The organism is Flavobacterium franklandianum, assembly GCF_007097365.1.
Classification (GTDB): domain Bacteria; phylum Bacteroidota; class Bacteroidia; order Flavobacteriales; family Flavobacteriaceae; genus Flavobacterium; species Flavobacterium franklandianum.
Window position 1 is genome coordinate 264,491 of record NZ_VJZR01000003.1, and the last position, 17,619, is coordinate 282,109.

General features: G+C 36.7%; 11 protein-coding genes. 2 read left to right on the plus strand and 9 right to left on the minus strand.

What is annotated here, in order from left to right:
• Window positions 1–66 precede the first annotated feature (66 nt).
• Window positions 67–915, plus strand: a complete 849-nt coding sequence (locus FNW17_RS05945; RefSeq protein WP_143389859.1) for an NAD(P)H-hydrate dehydratase — start codon at window positions 67–69, stop codon at window positions 913–915.
• A gap of 83 nt (window positions 916–998) precedes the next feature.
• Here the strand turns inward: FNW17_RS05945 and FNW17_RS05950 are convergent, their stop codons facing one another.
• The 3 genes from FNW17_RS05950 to FNW17_RS05960 form a co-directional block, all read right to left on the minus strand.
• The gene (locus FNW17_RS05950; protein WP_143389858.1) at window positions 999–1,550 is read right to left on the minus strand and encodes a GNAT family N-acetyltransferase; all 552 of its coding nucleotides are present in this window, start codon (window positions 1,548–1,550) and stop codon (window positions 999–1,001) included.
• A 201-nt stretch (window positions 1,551–1,751) separates the two neighbouring features.
• Window positions 1,752–2,870 carry an acyltransferase family protein gene (locus tag FNW17_RS05955; RefSeq protein WP_143389857.1) on the minus strand — a complete coding sequence of 373 codons (1,119 nt, stop codon included), beginning with the start codon at window positions 2,868–2,870 and terminating at the stop codon, window positions 1,752–1,754.
• 128 nt (window positions 2,871–2,998) lie between these two features.
• Entirely contained in the window at window positions 2,999–5,467 is a 2,469-nt protein-coding gene (locus FNW17_RS05960; protein ID WP_143389856.1) for a beta-glucosidase, read from the minus strand.
• Window positions 5,468–5,624: 157 nt separating this feature from the next.
• Between FNW17_RS05960 and FNW17_RS05965 the strand changes: the two genes are divergently transcribed.
• The gene (locus FNW17_RS05965; protein WP_143389855.1) at window positions 5,625–6,371 is read left to right on the plus strand and encodes an NUDIX hydrolase; all 747 of its coding nucleotides are present in this window, start codon (window positions 5,625–5,627) and stop codon (window positions 6,369–6,371) included.
• A gap of 70 nt (window positions 6,372–6,441) precedes the next feature.
• Here FNW17_RS05965 and FNW17_RS05970 read toward each other — a convergent pair whose 3' ends face one another.
• From FNW17_RS05970 to FNW17_RS05995, 6 genes are all read right to left on the minus strand, one after another.
• The gene (locus FNW17_RS05970) at window positions 6,442–7,632 is read right to left on the minus strand and encodes a T9SS type A sorting domain-containing protein (RefSeq protein ID WP_185965268.1); all 1,191 of its coding nucleotides are present in this window, start codon (window positions 7,630–7,632) and stop codon (window positions 6,442–6,444) included.
• A 116-nt stretch (window positions 7,633–7,748) separates the two neighbouring features.
• Window positions 7,749–9,839: a glycoside hydrolase family 97 protein gene (locus FNW17_RS05975; protein WP_235892941.1), complete on the minus strand. Its 2,091-nt coding sequence runs from the start codon at window positions 9,837–9,839 to the stop codon at window positions 7,749–7,751.
• Window positions 9,840–10,252: 413 nt separating this feature from the next.
• Entirely contained in the window at window positions 10,253–11,632 is a 1,380-nt protein-coding gene (locus FNW17_RS05980; RefSeq protein WP_143389852.1) for an alpha-amylase family glycosyl hydrolase, read from the minus strand.
• 125 nt (window positions 11,633–11,757) lie between these two features.
• Complete coding sequence (locus FNW17_RS05985) at window positions 11,758–12,834, minus strand: SusE domain-containing protein (protein ID WP_143389851.1); 1,077 nt, start codon at window positions 12,832–12,834, stop codon at window positions 11,758–11,760.
• 13 nt (window positions 12,835–12,847) lie between these two features.
• Window positions 12,848–14,344, minus strand: coding sequence for a RagB/SusD family nutrient uptake outer membrane protein (locus FNW17_RS05990; protein ID WP_143389850.1), 1,497 nt, complete (start codon window positions 14,342–14,344; stop codon window positions 12,848–12,850).
• 9 nt (window positions 14,345–14,353) lie between these two features.
• Complete coding sequence (locus FNW17_RS05995; protein ID WP_143389849.1) at window positions 14,354–17,617, minus strand: TonB-dependent receptor; 3,264 nt, start codon at window positions 17,615–17,617, stop codon at window positions 14,354–14,356.
• Between the last annotated feature and the right edge of the window lie 2 nt (window positions 17,618–17,619).

Genomic DNA, 17,619 nt, shown 5'->3' on the forward strand with positions numbered 1-17,619 from the left:
AAAATAAATTACTACAAACGAGGAATCATTTAATTTTTGTATTTTTAAATGTTCAAAATCCACTTCATGAAAGTAGCAATTTACATCGATCAGCCCGAAATTCTTAAAAGATACAAGCCCGTTAATTCGCATACGCACAAAGGCATTCAAGGTCACGCTTTGATCATTGGCGGTAGTTATGGCAAAATAGGAGCGGTGAGCCTGTCCTCTAAAGCGTGTTTGAAAACGGGTTGTGGTTTGGTTACGGTTTTTATTCCAAGATGTGGTTACAAAATTGTGCAAACGGCCAATCCAGAGGTAATGGTTTTAACCGATCTTTCGGTAAAATACATTACCCGAATTGCTTTCGATTTTGTTCCTCAAGCTATCGGAATTGGACCCGGAATTGGTCGGGATATCGAAACGCATACTGCCTTGCACCGATTTGTCAAAACCAATAAAACACCCTTAGTCATCGATGCTGATGCGCTAACTATTTTGTCTCAAAACCAACAATGGCTTACTTTTTTGCCTGAGAAAACCATACTCACTCCACATCAAAAAGAACTGGAACGACTTATAGGAGAATGGGATTCGGTTGCCGAAAAATTCGAGAAAACTGTTGCTTTTTCTAAACAGAATAATTTTGTTATTGTGATGAAGGGCGCTCCCACTTATATAATCGACGGGGAAACCATTTATAAAAATACCACTGGCAACGCTGCTTTGGCTACAGCCGGAACTGGCGATGTGCTCACGGGAATGATTACGAGTTTGTTGGCGCAATCTTATGAACCTGTTGATGCGGCGATTCTAGGGGTTTATCTTCACGGATTGACGGCAGATATTGCTTTGCCCAAAACGGGTTATCAGGCGTTTATCGCTTCGGATGTAATAAAGAATATTGGGAAAGCTTATTTAAGTTTAGAGAAGTAAACTTTTTTTAACCAAATAAGTCATTTAAGGTCATTTAAGCTGGAATAAATATATAAAATCTGTTCTAATCTGTGGCCTGTTTTTTATTCAAAATCAGTGTTTAAAGGAGCAAGTGATACATCATTTTGTGGTATCCTTTTTTCCAACACCATAAATTCTAATGAATCATTAGAGGTTTGACTAAAAACCTCGCTCACTGGAAAAGGTTCTCTTGCTCCTGTATCTACAAAGCCCTTGCGTTTGTACCAAGAAATTAGTTCTTCGCGAACCGAAATCACAGTCATTACAATTTTAGAAAGCCCTAACTCCTCAGCAAAAATTTCGGCTTTTTGCATTAGCTTTTTTCCAATGCCACTATTTTGCAATTCAGGCGAAACGGTCAGCATTCCTAAATACAATTCATCTTTTTTTCTTTTCAACAATACGCAACCCAGAATCTGGTTGTTTTCCGAATATTTTAGAATGGTGTTTTTCTTGTCTTTAATAATCTCAATTAATTCTGCTTCGGTCGTCCTTTTGCCCTCTAATAAATTGGCTTCGGTAGTCCATCCTTTTTTAGACGATTCTCCTCGGTAGGCTGAATTTATTAATTGGTTTAACGAGGAAACGTCTTCTGTAGTTGCTTGTGTGATCATAGGTAATTTCTATTTTCCCGATTGTGGTTTTCAATTTTTCAAAGTTAAAAAAAAATGCAACAACAAGACATTTCATTACAGTTGTTCTTTTACAAAGTTGAGCACATCCAGTTGATACAAAAAAAATGGATTCGAAATTAATCGAATCCATTTTTTTGTAATTAATTCATTTGAAATTTAGTGTTTCAAATCATTCTATGCTTATTTTGGGAAGACTTTATTATTAATCCATTTTCTAACCGGTATATCATATAGTTTTAGGCAAGCATAAGCAAGTGCAACGCACGATAGCAAAACTAAAATACTTATAGGATAGGCATCGCTAAACTTGATTTTATTATCTATTGCCCAAGCGGTATAGATGTATATTATTGGATAATGCGTAATGTATATTGGATATGAAATATCACCAAAAAATTTGCATACTCTAGCAGAAAATTTACCTTTAATTTCTCCGCCTGCCGCCAAGAAAATTATTAGAGGAAAAAACAAAATAACCACTGCTGAATCATAAATACCATTCATCCATAAGGATTCGCTTCCGCCAATTCTTGGCATTGCTAAAGCTATTATAACTAGTAAACTGCACCAAAAGAAGGCGTTTTTTATATGAATTAATTTTCCCATACGGAAAAGCAATACTCCCGCAAAAAAGGGATACATCATTCGAGCAAAACCAATGTGTATTTGTTCTGGATTTAAAGACCAACCTCCAATAATATCACCATTCGGACTTGTTACAGCCAAATGAATTAATGCACATCCGGCAAGAAATACGAGTATTGAAAGTGCTGTTTTTGAAAATTTTCGAACAAAAAGAGCATACATTATATTGGCAATATATTCATAAAACAAAGACCATCCTGGGCCATTAAGCGGATGCATTTCTGCCCAACCTCGAATATCCAATGAAGAAGGAACAGGAATTAGCGTAAATCCAATGACCATTACCAACAGCATTTTCCATACAGGAACTTCGTGTATGCTAGGCCATAATACTACTGAATCCTGAAAATAAAACAACAATGCACCGATAATCATTCCCATAATAACCATTGGTTGAAGTCTTATCAAACGTCGTTTGAAAAAATTCCCAATTGACATATTATCCCATCTATCATCATAAGCGTAGCCAATTACAAAGCCGGATAGTAAAAAGAAAAAATCCACAGCAAGATAACCATGGTTTATTACTTGGTCTAGATGACTTGTAGCATGCGCTTCAAAAATGTGAAAAGCGACCACCATCAGTGCTGCGACACCACGTAAACCATCTAAAATTGGATAATGTGGTTTTGAATTTATAGCATTAGTATTCATGCGTTTAATTGTTTTTGTTTAATGAAAACTAAGTTATCACTTAGTTTTAGTTATAAAAGCCCCACAATTTGAAGGGCTTTTTAAGAACAACTTCTTTGCAGAAGTGGATCAAGAATTCTTTACATCAATTAGTGTTTCAAATCGGAAAATTTGGCATCAAGAGCGAAGGAAGAATTTGTTTTTTCTACAATTAATTCTTTGGCTAATGAAAAAACAGCCGTTTTTTTGATGTTTAATGATGATGTTCCAATTGCTACATTATAATTACCATCTTCTGCAATCCAAGCATTTTTACCAGTAACAAATGAAGCTAAATCTTTTGGATTTAAAGTCAATGTTATGGTTTGACTTTCTCCGGGTTGTAATAGTTTAGTTTTGGCGAAAGCTTTCAACTCAGAACTTGGTTTGTCTGTGTTTTTAGATGGAGCCGACAAATACAATTGAACCACTTCTTTTCCTGCTGTTTTCCCTGTATTTTTTATAGTTATAGTTGCTGTTAATTTGTTGGTAAAAGTTTTTCCACTTAATTTTATATCGGAATAATCGAAATTAGTATAAGACAAACCATAACCAAATTCATAAGATGGTTTTAAGTTAAAAGTATTAAAATAGCGGTAGCCCACATAAATTCCTTCTTCATAGGTTACGTTAGTTGGATTTTCGGCAGGTGTTCCAATCCAGTTTTTTGAAGCAGCAGCATCTTCATATTTTACAGGGAAAGTCATTGTTAATTTTCCTGATGGAGTTACTTTTCCGGTAAAAACATCGGCTACTGAATTTCCGCCTTCTTGTCCCGGTTGCCAAGGCAAAAGGATGGCATCTACTTTATTTTTCCAGCTAGCGGTTTCAATTACACCACCAATGTTCAACACCACGACAACTTTTTTGCCTTTGGCATGAAAAGCTTCGGAAACGTTGTTGATTAAAGCTACTTCATCAGCGGCTAGATTAAAGTCTTCATCAATATTTCTATCTGCATTTTCGCCAGCATTTCTTCCTATGGTAATTAAGGCAAGTTCAGAGGAATTGGCTTTGTTTGCAATGATTTCTTTGCTTAATTCCAATTCAAGAATTCTTTTTGGAGTCGCTAATAATCCACCATTTTTTTCACGGCGTTCCATTTCTTGTGCTTTTTGGTCAACTCCATAGGGTTTGTATAACCTTTCTAATTCTGAGTCTATTGCAAAACCAGCATAGGTCAATCCGTCTAATAATGAAATAGTGTAGGCTTCATTTACATCACCACTTCCTGTTCCTCCAGAAATGAAATCGTATGAAGTAACTCCAAAAACGGACAAAGGTGCTTTTTTTGAAGTGAAAGGCAAGGTATTGTTATCATTTTTTAATAAAATAGTTCCTTCGGCAGCGGCTTGTCTAGTGACTTCGGCATTTGTTGTCAAATTTGGCTTATCGGAATATTTATAATTATTCATTGAAGGCGATCTCATTACTAATTCTAAAACTCGAGTTAAATTAGTATTTACGGCTGCTGCAGTTAATTTTCCGCTTTTCATATTGTCTAAAATTGCCTGTTTTTGAGAAGGTAATCCCGGCATTAACAAATCATTTCCAGCTGATAATTGTGCGGTAACATCACTCACCGAATTTGGCGAAAATGGAGAATTTGTACCCCCAAATCCATTATAACCCCCAAACCAATCCGTCATAACTAAGCCTTTATATCCCCATTCGTCTCTTAAAACAGTGGTCAATAAATCTTTTCTTGCAGAAGTGTAAACTCCATTAATTAAGTTATAAGAAGACATAATGGTCCAAGGTTGTGCTTCTCTTACCGTAATTTCGAAACCGCGTAAATATATTTCACGCAAGGCTCTTTCGCTAATATGGGCATTGATTCCCATTCGATTGCGCTCCTGATTGTTGGCTGCAAAATGTTTCACCGAAGTTCCAACGCCATTCGATTGAATTCCGTTTACAATTGCTGCTGCAATATTCCCGGTCAATAGTGGATCCTCAGAATAGTATTCGAAATTTCTGCCACACAACGGATTTCTATGAATATTCATTCCAGGTCCAAGCAAAACATCTACACCATATTCTTTCACTTCGTTACCCATTGCTTTTCCAACGTTGTTGATTAATTCCGTATTCCAAGTGGATGCTAGTGACGTTCCAACAGGAAAAGCAGTTGCATAATAGGAGTTAGCTTCGTTATTTCGTTTTGGATTAATTCTTAATCCAGCGGGTCCATCAGAAACTGTTACCGATGGAATTCCCAATCGTTTTAATTCAAATGTTCCACCTGCAGCTCCCGGCACTTTACCTTGAAAACCTTCAGTTGTAAACTTAAAAGTCGTTATGTCAAATCCGGGCATTCCAATTCCAATGAGCATACTTGCTTTTTCATCATCGGTCATTTTGCTTATCAAATCCTGAATCCTGTCATTCATAGGAAGTCGTGTATCTTCGTATTTATCTAGTTTTCCATTTTGGTTTAAATCTGAAAATGTAAAGCCATTAATAGTGATTTTGGGTTTGTCATTGGTTTCTATTATTTCAGGGTTTGTCTTCCAAGAAATTCCAGAGATAATGAGAACAGACAATAGCGAAATTTTCGCAATAGAGATTTTTTTCATAGGGTTTATTGATTAATAGTAATTTATTGCTTCATTATGAAGCAATATTAATTATTTTTTTTAATATTTGCAAAAAAAGATTGAAAACTTTTGATTAATAGTTTTAAAAAAGAGAAAGTTATCGTCAAATTCGTATTTTAGCGCAGAATATAGAAAAATGGAATTTAGAAAATTAATCGAGGAAAATTCAAATGAGGCTTGGGTAAAGTATTTGCCTAATTTGTCTATTGATTGTGTAGTTTTTGGGTTTCATGATGCGGTTTTGAAAGTCTTGCTTATCAAAATAAAAGAAGAAAAACTTTGGGGACTTCCGGGTGGATACGTTTTGAAAACCGAAAATCTAAATGAAGCGGCTAGTAGAATTCTTCTTGAAAGAACAGGAGCTGCCAATATATATTTGCAACAATTCCGTGTTTTTAGCGATTTGAATCGTTCCGAAGGATTTTTTGAGAACTTTGACGATGCAATATGGAATAAGCAACGATTCCTCTCGATAGGGTTTTATGCTTTGGTTGATTACTCACAAGTGAATTTGATTGTTGATGAGATTTCTGATGCTTGCGAATGGACAGCTATAGATGAATTGCCAAAACTGATGATGGACCACGGAACAATTTTCGAGAAAGCTTTAGTTGCCCTACGAAAACAATTAAATTACAAGCCTATTGGCTACAATTTATTGCCCGAGAAATTTACTATGCCCGAACTCCAGAAATTGTATGAAATCATTTTGGGCAAAAAGCTCAATCGCGGAAATTTTTACCGAAAAATGTTACGTTATGATATTTTGATTAAGTTGAACGAAATCAGAAAAGGTGGTGCACACAAGGCTCCCGATTTGTATCAATTTGATATAGAAAAATATCATTTAGCTTTGAAAAACGGATTTAACGAGGGGTGGTAAAATTTATTATAAAATAAAAAAAGTCCCTTAGCACCGAAGTACTAAGGGACTTAGCAAAAAACATATTAATCTAATCTTTAATCAATTTTAGGGTTTTTGTACCCGTTGTTGTTGCAATTTTCGCAAAATAAATTCCGCTAGTTAATCCAGAAGCATCAACCGTTACATTGTTGCTTTTAGAAAAGGAAGAGCGAATTGTTTTTCCCAATTCATCTACAATTTGAATGCTTTCGATGTTCTCATTCGAAGAGCTAAAGTTCCAACTGTTTTTTGCAGGATTTGGATATACACTAAACTTTGAAGTATTGAATGATTTAGTTGTTAAAGAACTGGAAATTGAATATGTTGCTGTGGCTACATTGAAGTTGATATTATAGTTGCCAGCACTTGGAATAGGAAAACCATTGGCATCTATTACCGCTGTTCCTGAAGGTAAGGTTGTGCCTCCCCAATTATAAGGCAGTGTCCAAGAATGGTCTCCACGAAATTTTAATGCTCCGGAAATCAAAGCAACATTTGTTAGCGTATAATTATTACCATCAAGAGTTGTCATATCGGTATCCGTAGTCCATGATCCTGGGGTTGCGTCACCAAAAATACTTATGACTTTAAATTTAATACTATAGGCTAGGGTTGTTTTATTAAAAGTAATGTCATAAGTTCCAGCAGCTGGAATAATTACACCATTGGCATCAACAACGGCAGTTCCTGAAGGGAAATTAGTTCCACCCCAATTGTAAGGCAATGTCCAAGAATGATCTCCCCGGAATTTTAGTGCTCCTGTACCCAATGTAGCTCTGAGAGTATAAATATTCCCGTCAGTAGTAGTCATATCAGTATCGCCCCAAACAATTGGAGATGCATCACCAATGATACTTATTACCTGAAATGTTACTTGTTGTATTTCGAAAGTATAAGCTAAAGTATTCGTATTGAAAGTCACATTGTAAATTCCTGCCACTGCTGTTATTGCAGCACCATCCACTGTTCCTGTTCCTGATGGAAAAGTAGTTCCACCCCAATTTGCGATAGGATTCCATTCATTATTGGCTCTGAACTTTACAGCACCATTAGAGAGCCCCAAATTAGTAATGGTCCAATGTAGTCCGCCATCGGCGGTTGTCATTTGATGGGCATCAACTTGTGGATCAGCAGGCCATCCACCAGCTCCAGCGCCTACTATAGCCATAGAGGTAATTTGCGCATTAGCAAATGAAAATGTCATCAGACAAATAACGAATAATAGTAATTTTTTGTTCATAATTTTTGTTTTTAAATTGTTCATAATTGTGGTTTTTTTTGATTAATAATAGATTGAAATTTTCTTTTTTTAAGCCCTATTGCAAAGAAAGTCTCCTTACAATAGGACTTTTATTCTTATATTTTTTTTAATCCTTTTACTTCTGAAGCTGTTCCTGTTTTGATGCTAATGGCAACTCCACCTCCGGGAGCGATGTATTGTTTTAATACCGATTTTGAAGTCACAATGACTTTTGTAATCGTATAGCTTTGTGGTTTTTCGTTCCAATTGGCATCCTTTCCATCAGAATAAATTGTAGCTATGTATTGCGTTCCTTTTGGTAAATAATCGAAAGAAATGGTAGCCGTTCTTGAATTTTCGTCGGTGATACCACCAATAAACCATTCGTTTTTCGCTTTTGCTTTTCGGGCAATGGTGATGTAATCTCCGGGTTCTGCTTCCAGAATATAACTGTTGTCCCAATCTAATGCCACATCTTTGATGAACTGAAAAGCATCTGGAAAACGATTGTAATTATCAGGAATATCTGCGGCCATTTGGAGCGGACTGTACATTGTAACATAATAAGCCAATTGTTTGACCAAAGTGGTATTTACTCGTTGATTCCCACCTGTACCATAATACGAAAGATCCGTTTGAAAAATACCGGGAGTAAAATCCATTGGGCCTCCCATCAGTCTAGTAAAAGGTAAAATGGTGGTGTGTTCTGGAGCTAATCCGCCCATTGCTTCAAATTCAGTTCCTCGTGCCGATTCTTGTGCAATCCAGTTGGGATAAGTACGGTTCAATCCAGTAGGACGAACAGCTTCGTGACTGTCAATCATAATTTTGTAATCGGCGGCACGTTCCGCAACATGGATGTAATGATTTACCATCCATTGACCGTCGTGGTGTTCGCCACGTGGAATAATTTGGCCTACATAACCTGTTTTTACAGCGTTATATCCATTGTCTTTCATAAACTGAAAGGCTTGGTCTAAACGGCGCTCGTAGTTTGTAGCCGAACCCGAAGTTTCGTGGTGCATAATGATTTGTACCCCTTTGGAAGCGGCATAAGCGTGTAAAGCTTTCACATCGAAATCGGGATAAGGTGTCACAAAATCAAAGACTTCTTCTTTCCAATTTCCAATCCAATCTTCCCAACCTACATTCCAACCTTCGACCAATACAGCATCAATATTATTTTTGGAGGCAAAATCGATATATTCTTTTACTCTTTCGTTTGTAGCTCCGTGTTTTCCATTTGGCGTAAGCTTAGAAAAATCTTGTCCTAGTTTTACATTGTTTTCTTTGCCATACGCCCAAGTGCTTTTTCCGGCAACGAAATATTCCCACCAAACTCCAATGAATTTCATTGGTTTTATCCAAGAAACATCTTTGTATTTTGTAGGTTCATTCAAATTCAAAATCATTTTTGAAGCTAGAATTTCGGTGGCTTTATCGCTGACTACAATCGTTCTCCAAGGGGTTTGCGTGTCCGTTTGCATATAACCATTATTGCCAACTGCATCGGGAGTTAGGTGCGAACTCATTTTAAACGTTTTGGCATCTATATTCAAAGACATTGCAGGATAATTAATCAGAGCCGCTTCGTGAATATTGACATACAAACCATCCGCAGTTTTCATCATTGAAGGCGTTTGAACTGCCAAATCTTTAATTGGAAATTGCGAATTAATTTCAATAGTTGCCTTCTTCATTAATGAAGGAATCTCTGAAATCTTAGAGGTAGTATATGCATATTCATTCGTGTCATAATCTCCCGGAATCCAGAAAATTTTATGGTCACCTGCCAATTTGAATTCGGTGTGTTCCTCTTTGATTACAAAATAATTTAAGTCAGTTTGTTTTGGAAATTCATAACGAAACCCCAAACCATCGTTGAACAATCGGAATCGGATACGGATGTAGCGGTTGTTGTTTTTGGCTTGCGCCAAAGTGACTACCAATTCGTTGTAATTATTGCGAATTATTTTTTCTTCGCCCATTACTGGATTCCAAGAATCATCAACCAAAGATTGAGCGGAGTCTGTTAACGAAAAACCATCCATAAACGAAGGAGCATCTTTTATCTCAATTCCCAAAGTGCTTGGTTTGATTACCGATTTGTCTTTGTAACTCAACTGATAGGAGGGAACTCCATTGGTAGTAAGTTCAAATTGCAAGGAAAGATTCTTGTTAGGGGAAGTAATAACTTGGGCTTGCATTAAAAAGTTGCTGGTCCAAACCAAAAGCAGTCCAAGTAATTTTCTGTCTAGGCGGAATCTAACCAATAGATTTTGTTTAAAATTCATGTTTTTAAGTTTTATGATTACTAATGCCAATTATGTATTGCTTTGCCAGTTTGCTATCGCTGGGGTCAATACAGTCCAATAAATTGTACTGTTTTTTTTACTATATCGGCATTATACAGTTAGTTATTAGGCTTTTAAATAAGTGTCTATGGTATAAATTGTCTCAAAAACACAAATACAAGGGGGTCGAAGCAGGTAAAATCAATCACAATTCAAACTTTTTAGCCAGAAAGTAGAGCGTATTAAATCTTTGTGCCTTTGTGCTTTAAGGACAATAAATAAAGTGTGTGACTAAGACACTGATTGGTGGCTTAAAATTTTCACTGTTAATTTTTCAGTACCAGATATTGGTAAGGTTGAAGGGTTATCTCAGATGTAACTGTTGTTGCTGTACCCGTGAAAGCATCTTTCCAAGCTGTGGTTGTTAAAGCCGCTGGAACAATATATTTCGTTGTCAAGCTAGTTAGGTTTGCTAGTACCAAAACTTTATCTGTTGCCGTTTCCATAGTAAAGGCACTTACAGAATCACTGCTAAACCCTTTATACGTTCCTGTTTTGATGGCAGTGCTGGTGTTTCTGAAAGCAATTATCTTTTTGTATTCAGCCAGCATATTGGCATCGGTAGTACTCCAATCGATAGGAGTTCTATTAAAATAATCGATTCTTTTGGCGTACCCTATTTCCTGTGCGTTGTAAATCATTGGTATGGATTTCATGTAAGCTGCCACAACAAATGTTGCAACAGACCCTTTTTTGCCACCAAACAATTCTAGAGGTGTACCATCAAAAAGATTCACGTCATGATTTGTTGTGTATCTTACAACTCGTTGGGAGTTATCGTAATTGTTGGCATATTCGACAGCGTTTGCATCTTGAATGACAGTCGTAGGTTTGCTTTCGCTAAATACTTTTTTCAAACCACCATAATATTCAAAACCAAAAGTATAATCAAAACCAGAAGCAAAATGATTCACTCTCTTTCCTTCGGCAAGCATTAAGATGTTTTGATTTTTAATTTTTCGTAATGAAGTGATGGCTTCCGTCCAAAAATTTTGGGGAACAAAATCGGCATAATCGCATCTGAAACCGTCAATATTGGCACTATAAACCCAGTAGGACATAGCGTCAATCATAGCTTTTTTCATTTCGGTGTTATTAAAATCCAATTGGGCTACATCATTATAATTTGTCCCTGGAGGAATGATAATATTTCCATTTCCATCTTTTTGATACCAGTCAGGGTGAGCTGTAATCCAAGCGTTGTCCCAAGAAGTGTGATTGGCAACCCAATCCAGAACTACTGCCATATTTTTTTTGTGGGCTTCCTCTACTAAAACACGAAGGTCTTCAAGAGTTCCGAATTCGGTACTTACCGCTTTGTAATCTTTAACGGAATAAGGAGATCCCATTCCGCCCGCTGATTTAACGATTCCAACAGGATAAATAGGCATTAAATAAATAACATTTGCGCCAAGTTCTTGAATGGAGGTCAATCGGTCTTGCACTCCTTTTATGGTTCCAGCTTGACTAAAAGCACGAAGATTTACCTGATAAATAATGGCATCTTCTTTTTTAGGCATATTGGCAAAGGGTGTGCCGTATTGTTGATAAGCTGGCTTTGGGTCCGAATTATTATCTGATGAACTGCACGAAGCCAATCCTGAAGAAAAGAGAAGTGCAAAAAAGAGGTTTATGAATATTTTCATTTTTATTTTTTTTATGTGTTAACGTTCTGTTTTTTTTATGGTTGCATCCCTCCATCCTTAAAAAAGAGGGATGCATTTTATTAACTAACTAAACCATTTTTATATTTAGAACGATTCCTATTTTATTAGATTTTTTTGATTGTGTAAGTTCCTGTTGCTGGATAAGCACCCGTTGTTGGATTTTTTTCTGCTATAGTAAACGTGACCTCATAATTACCTGCTTCACTAACATCATAAGCTCCTGGATTATCCAGGTACATTATGCCATCCGAATTGTTTTTTGGTCCATAATTGATAGTCCAAGCATTATTAAGTCTGAATTTTAAAGCACCTGCTTTTAAAGCACCCGTAAATTTCCATACTTTTAGTTGGTGATCGTAAGCCATATTGGTTGAATTGTCCCAGCCACCAGGAGTTGCGGTTCCAATTATTCCCCAAGAGTAAGCCACTGCAGTCCATTTTGATGTGTTCAGGTTAACCGTCATTTGATAAGTTCCTGCTTTTGTAATTGCAAAATCGGTGGTGCTACCGTCTAAAATATTGCCATTGGCATCGGCACCGTAAAATTGATTCCAATTTCTCTCATTGGTAAATTTGAATCCCAACCCTTTTGAAGCGGGAAAAGTTACATACCCTTGATATACTCCACTATCAATTGCTTTGAGGGCGGCGGCTGTACCAATAATCCAATCCTGATAAGATCCAGGCATATAGATTTCTCCAAAAACAACTGGTTTTGCAAAAGGTGTAACTGTAATCGTAATAGGTTCAGAATAGATTTTACGATCTAAATACGACTCTACACGAACCACTATTTTACTGGCAACATCTACCGGAAGGCCTAATTTAATAGCCATTTTGTTAAGGTCATCTCCTAAAAGCGATTTGCTTAAAACATCTTCGCCCACTTCAACTCTTACTGCTTTTCCCCAAGCGGTACTTCCTGAAACATCCGATGGAATATCAAATTCTAAAGCATAGGTTACAGGAGCTTGAATAGGAAAAACTACTGCTGGCCAAGAGAACGCTACTACAGGTTGTGAAGCAGTAGTAGTTTTAAGAACGATTGTGTTGGGTGATGCCACAAGAGCACTGCTAAAACTCACCTCTTTCAAACTGGTAAGCTCCGTGTCATTTGTACAGGATGCACTTAGAAAAAGTAAAGTGCCTATTGCGAATAACTTGTATATATATATTTTCATAATAGTTCTAGATTTAGTTGTAACCTGGATTTTGTTTTAGTCCTTTGTTTGCGTCTAAAGCTGCCGTTGGTAATGGGAATAACTTTCTGAAAGCAGCTGAAACGCCTCTGAATTCATTTGCCAACAAAAATTTATTGAAGCGAATCATATCTTGTCTTCTATGACCTTCCCAATTCAATTCAAATCCTCTTTCGTTATATATATTGTCCAAGGTTGGATTGGCTGCTAAAATTCCCAATCCCGCACGTTGTCTTATTTGATCTACGAAAGGTTTTGCAGCTGCTGCATTGGCAAGTCTTACATTGCATTCGGCTTTCATTAACAATACATCGGCATATCTGTAAATTGGAAAATCATTGGATGCTCCACCACCGTCCGAAGGGGTTACAGGATAAAATTTAGTATTACGAACACCCGCTTGAGGTGCAGCTCCTGGATTGTCCAAAGAGGCCACATCAATAGAATAATTGACTCCACCACCTTGATCTCCATAACGGAATTGTTTTTTGCGAATATCTTTGTCGTCGTATTTCAAAAAGAAATCTTTAGGCACAATAGTACCATTCCATCCGCTATAACCGAAGAGGTTTTTTGCGTCAGGTCCGTTTAAACTTCGAACGGTAAAAATATTTCGGGACACCACATTTGCAGTAGCAAACATCGCCAAAATGGTTTCGTCATCTGGAAGCACATCACCAAATAATTCATAATATTTATTTCCCATCGGGCTAGAAGCATTGGTGGCAGCGGAATGTAGCGTAAATCCACCTTCGCTTACTTTATCACAAGCGGCTAAAGATTTTGCCCATTCTGGAGTTCCTGTATAGACTTCGGCATTCAAATAGACTTTGGCTAATAAAGTGTAACCTGCCCATTTGTTGAATCGTCCGTAGTAATTTCCTCCTTTGGTAGTGGAAAGAGTTTCTACATTTTCAGTCAGTTCTTTTACGATGAAATCATAAACTACTTTACGACTTGATTGTGGAATTTGATCTACAGTGATATTGTTGTCCGTATAAAAAGGAACATCTCCAAAATCATCTATCAATAAGTAGTAGAAAAAAGCTCTCAATACTTTAGCTTCTGCAATTTTTGATGGTTCCGCATTGGAAGCTTCCAATTGATTCACCGCTAAATTGGCATTGAAAATAGATTTGTACAGCCATCTCCAAGTGTTATTTATGAAAGAATCTGTAGGCAACCATTCGTGTTTGTACAATCGGGCAAAATCTAATTCCCAATCCCCAGTTGTTCTGTGCGGAATAACTTGTTCATCGGAACTAAAACAGTTTAGGTCATACCAACCTCTATCTGCTCCGGCATATCCAACACCATCCCAGTTTCCACCAACTTGTGCATAAACGCTGGCAAGAGCAACATCGGCACCTTGAGCCGTTCCATAAAAGTCGTTTGCGGGATATTTATCATAGACGTGTTCATCTATATTGGTACATCCTACCAGTAACAAGAAACTTAAGATTCCTGTTAATACTATATTTTTGATTTTCATTTTCTTTTACTATTTAAATTTTACATTCAAACCTAATGCGAAACTTCGAGTGCGAGGATAAATACCATTATCCCCTCCAAAGCCATTGCCACCACTAAAATTCAACTCTGGATCAATTCCAGAATATTTAGTTATGACAAATAAATTGTTTCCGGTAAGAGAAAGTCGAAGCGACTCAATGTATTTAACGCTTTTAAAATGAAAGTTATAGCCTGCAGTTACATTTTCTAATCTTAAAAAAGAACCATCTTCAAGCCATAAATCGGAACCGTATTTAGAATTATATAATCCTAACGGAATGGCACTGTCTAAAACATTGGCCTTACCGATGTTCTCTAAATAACTTAAGTTTGATCGTAAACCATTGTAAATTTTGTTTCCACCAGACCCTCTGAATAACATAGAAAGATCTAAATTTTTATGTGAAAAAGTAGGATTGAAAGCATAGGTGTACGTTGGTAAAGCAGAACCATTTATCAAACGATCCGGACTCGTATTCCCTTGGTCGATGATACCATTTCCGTCAACATCAAGTACGGTTTCAGAATTGGCATTGTCTTTTCCAGTATGGTGCAGAATATTGAAAGTTCCAATAGGTTGTCCTTCTATCAAATAAGAACTTGGTCCCCAAGGAACATAATTGGTATTCAAAGGAACTCCGTTGATACTTCCGCTCAAGTTTAACACTTCATTTTTAAGGAATGATACATTTCCGGCAAGTGTCAAAGTGGTATTTTCGTTTTTAATTAAATCGTAACCCAATGAAATTTCCAGTCCTTTGTTTAGAATACTTCCCACATTTGCTTTGATAGTATTGTAAGGATAAGGAGGCTGAGGAACGGTATAATCAAACAAAAGATTATCGGTAGTTGCTGTATAAACATCAATGGTTCCTCTTAATCGACTGTCTAAAAGAGCAAAATCAACTCCTATATTGGTTTGTTTTTTGGTTTCCCAACGTAAATCGGCATTGGCATTTTGTGTCACATTGAAATTTGTAATTTGTGAACCTCCAAAATAAGTTACTCCAGAACCACCTACTAATGAAATGGAATTTTGCGGATACAATCCTTGTTGGTTCCCCGTAACACCATATCCAACTCTTAGTTTTAAGTCGTTGAAAGTGGTTTGGTTTGCCATAAAAGATTCTTTGTTGATTTGCCAAGCCACAGAAGCCGATGGAAAATCTCCCCATTTATTATTGGCTCCAAAAACGGAAGCGCCATCTCGTCTATAACTGGCCGTAAATAAATACCTGCTCAAATAGGAGTAATTGACACGTCCTAAGTAGGAAACCAAGGTTCTGTCGTTTTTATAAGATTGTATATCTCCAGGTTGTACTTTTGACAAGTCGCCCAATTGCAGTGCATTATAAGTGGCAATGTCATTGATAAACCCTCTGGCTTGCGCATAATTCCCTTGATATGCCTGGTTTTGCCATTCGTATAATCCCAAGACATTAATGCTGTGGTCTCCAAATATTTTTTTATACGAAAGACTAATATTCATTAATTTTTCGTTTTGCCTGTTATTACTAACGTTTGCTTGTCCTTTTTGGTCAATTGCAGCAGCAAGAGTTGATTCTGCAGGGAGATAATAACCATTGAAGCTGTTTGTTTTTCTCCAACTTCCAAACCAGCCTGCCGTTAATCCTTCATATAAATCCAAATCGGCTTTAAGGCTTCCAAACAAGTTGTCATTTTGTCCTTCGTTGGCAACGGTTTGTGCTGCTGCATAAGGGTTTAAATATTGAAAAACATTAGGATCTGTATAATAAGTAGTCCCATTAGTATCATAAACAGGATCGGTAGGACGCATTACATACGCATTTGTAATTAAATTCGATGTAAAAGCAGCTCTTCCGATACTTCCAATACTATTGGTGGACTCTGTAATTCCAGTATTGAGATTAAAAATCAGTTTTAGCTTGTTATCGATGGCTGATTGAGTCGCTTGAATTCTACCGATGTATTTGTTATTTTGTGAATTGATGACAACACCATCTTGCAAAATGGCACTGATGGAAGCTCTGTAACTAAAAGTATCCGTTCCTCCGCCAAAAGATAAAGTATGTGTTTGTGTTGCTCCGCTTTTAGTGAGAAGACCATACCAATCGGTATTTGATCCGTGATTGGCAGAAGCAGGAACACCTACTAATTGCGCTTGTTCCCACCACTGATTTGCATCTAAAATATCTAATTTTTTTGGAATATAATCCATTGCTGTTGAAGCAGAATATTCAATAGATGTTTTTCCTGCTTTGTTTTTCTTGGTACTCACAATAATAACACCGGCAGCACCTCTAGAGCCATAAATTGCGGTTGCCGATGCATCTTTTAATATGTCCATTGATGCGATTTCGCTTGGAGGAATTTGGTTTAATAAATCCATATTTCCCTGAACACCATCAACTACTATTAAAGGATCACTTCCTCCAATCAAAGAAGAAATTCCTCGAATTCTAACGTTAGGTGTTGCTCCTGGTTCGCTACCTGTTTGAGTGATGTTTACCCCAGCCATTTTACCAGAAATTAATTGTAAAGGATTCACAATTGCTCCTTGATTCATATCTTTTGATGCTATTGAAGATACTGCTCCTGTTACATCTTTTCTGGAAGAAGTACCGTAACCAATAACGACTACTTCTTTTAAATCTGCTGTTTCTGGAAATAGTTTAATTGTTGTGTTTTGCATGTTAGCCAAGAATCTCTTTTCTTTATATCCTACATAACTCACGATGATTTCAGAATCACTATTTTCGACAGTAATTTCAAAATTTCCGTCAACATCTGTAGAAACGGCTTTATTGGTGGCTACTTCAACAACGGATGCTCCTGGCAATGGCATCCCGTTTTCGTCAACCACTTTTCCCTTTACGGTTTGCTTTATAATTATTATACTTTCCACTTTATCAATGGCAAGTTTTTTCAAAATGACTTGAGTCTCTCTGACTTTAAAATCTGTTGCAGTGCCTTTGAATAACTTATTCAAAACAACATCAATAGTTTCATTTTTGGCCTTAATGGAAATGACACGATTCAAGTCGATATCATTCAACTTGTAAATAAATCGAAAATCTGTTTTTTGTTCAATCGTCTCTAAAACCGTTTCCACGGTAGTATTATTCAATTCCAAGTTTACCTTTGTTTGGGCATAACTATTGGCTCGAATATTAAACATGACGACCAAAATAAGTAAAGTGGTTAGTTTCAATTTCAGGTTGTTTTGGAACAATGGAAAATACATTCCACTATTCTTTGGTTTTTTTTTCATAA

What these genes read in the sequence shown, in the direction of transcription:
- FNW17_RS05990 (WP_143389850.1), bottom strand. Translation starts at nt 14,344, where the DNA reads ATGAAAATCAAAAATATAGTATTAACAGGAATCTTAAGTTTCTTGTTA.
- FNW17_RS05960 (WP_143389856.1), bottom strand. Translation starts at nt 5,467, where the DNA reads ATGAAAAAAATCTCTATTGCGAAAATTTCGCTATTGTCTGTTCTCATT.
- FNW17_RS05980 (WP_143389852.1), bottom strand. Translation starts at nt 11,632, where the DNA reads ATGAAAATATTCATAAACCTCTTTTTTGCACTTCTCTTTTCTTCAGGA.
- FNW17_RS05955 (WP_143389857.1), bottom strand. Translation starts at nt 2,870, where the DNA reads ATGAATACTAATGCTATAAATTCAAAACCACATTATCCAATTTTAGAT.
- FNW17_RS05945 (WP_143389859.1), top strand. Translation starts at nt 67, where the DNA reads ATGAAAGTAGCAATTTACATCGATCAGCCCGAAATTCTTAAAAGATAC.
- FNW17_RS05965 (WP_143389855.1), top strand. Translation starts at nt 5,625, where the DNA reads ATGGAATTTAGAAAATTAATCGAGGAAAATTCAAATGAGGCTTGGGTA.
- FNW17_RS05970 (WP_185965268.1), bottom strand. Translation starts at nt 7,632, where the DNA reads ATGAACAAAAAATTACTATTATTCGTTATTTGTCTGATGACATTTTCA.
- FNW17_RS05985 (WP_143389851.1), bottom strand. Translation starts at nt 12,834, where the DNA reads ATGAAAATATATATATACAAGTTATTCGCAATAGGCACTTTACTTTTT.
- FNW17_RS05950 (WP_143389858.1), bottom strand. Translation starts at nt 1,550, where the DNA reads ATGATCACACAAGCAACTACAGAAGACGTTTCCTCGTTAAACCAATTA.
- FNW17_RS05995 (WP_143389849.1), bottom strand. Translation starts at nt 17,617, where the DNA reads ATGAAAAAAAAACCAAAGAATAGTGGAATGTATTTTCCATTGTTCCAA.
- FNW17_RS05975 (WP_235892941.1), bottom strand. Translation starts at nt 9,839, where the DNA reads ATGCAAGCCCAAGTTATTACTTCCCCTAACAAGAATCTTTCCTTGCAA.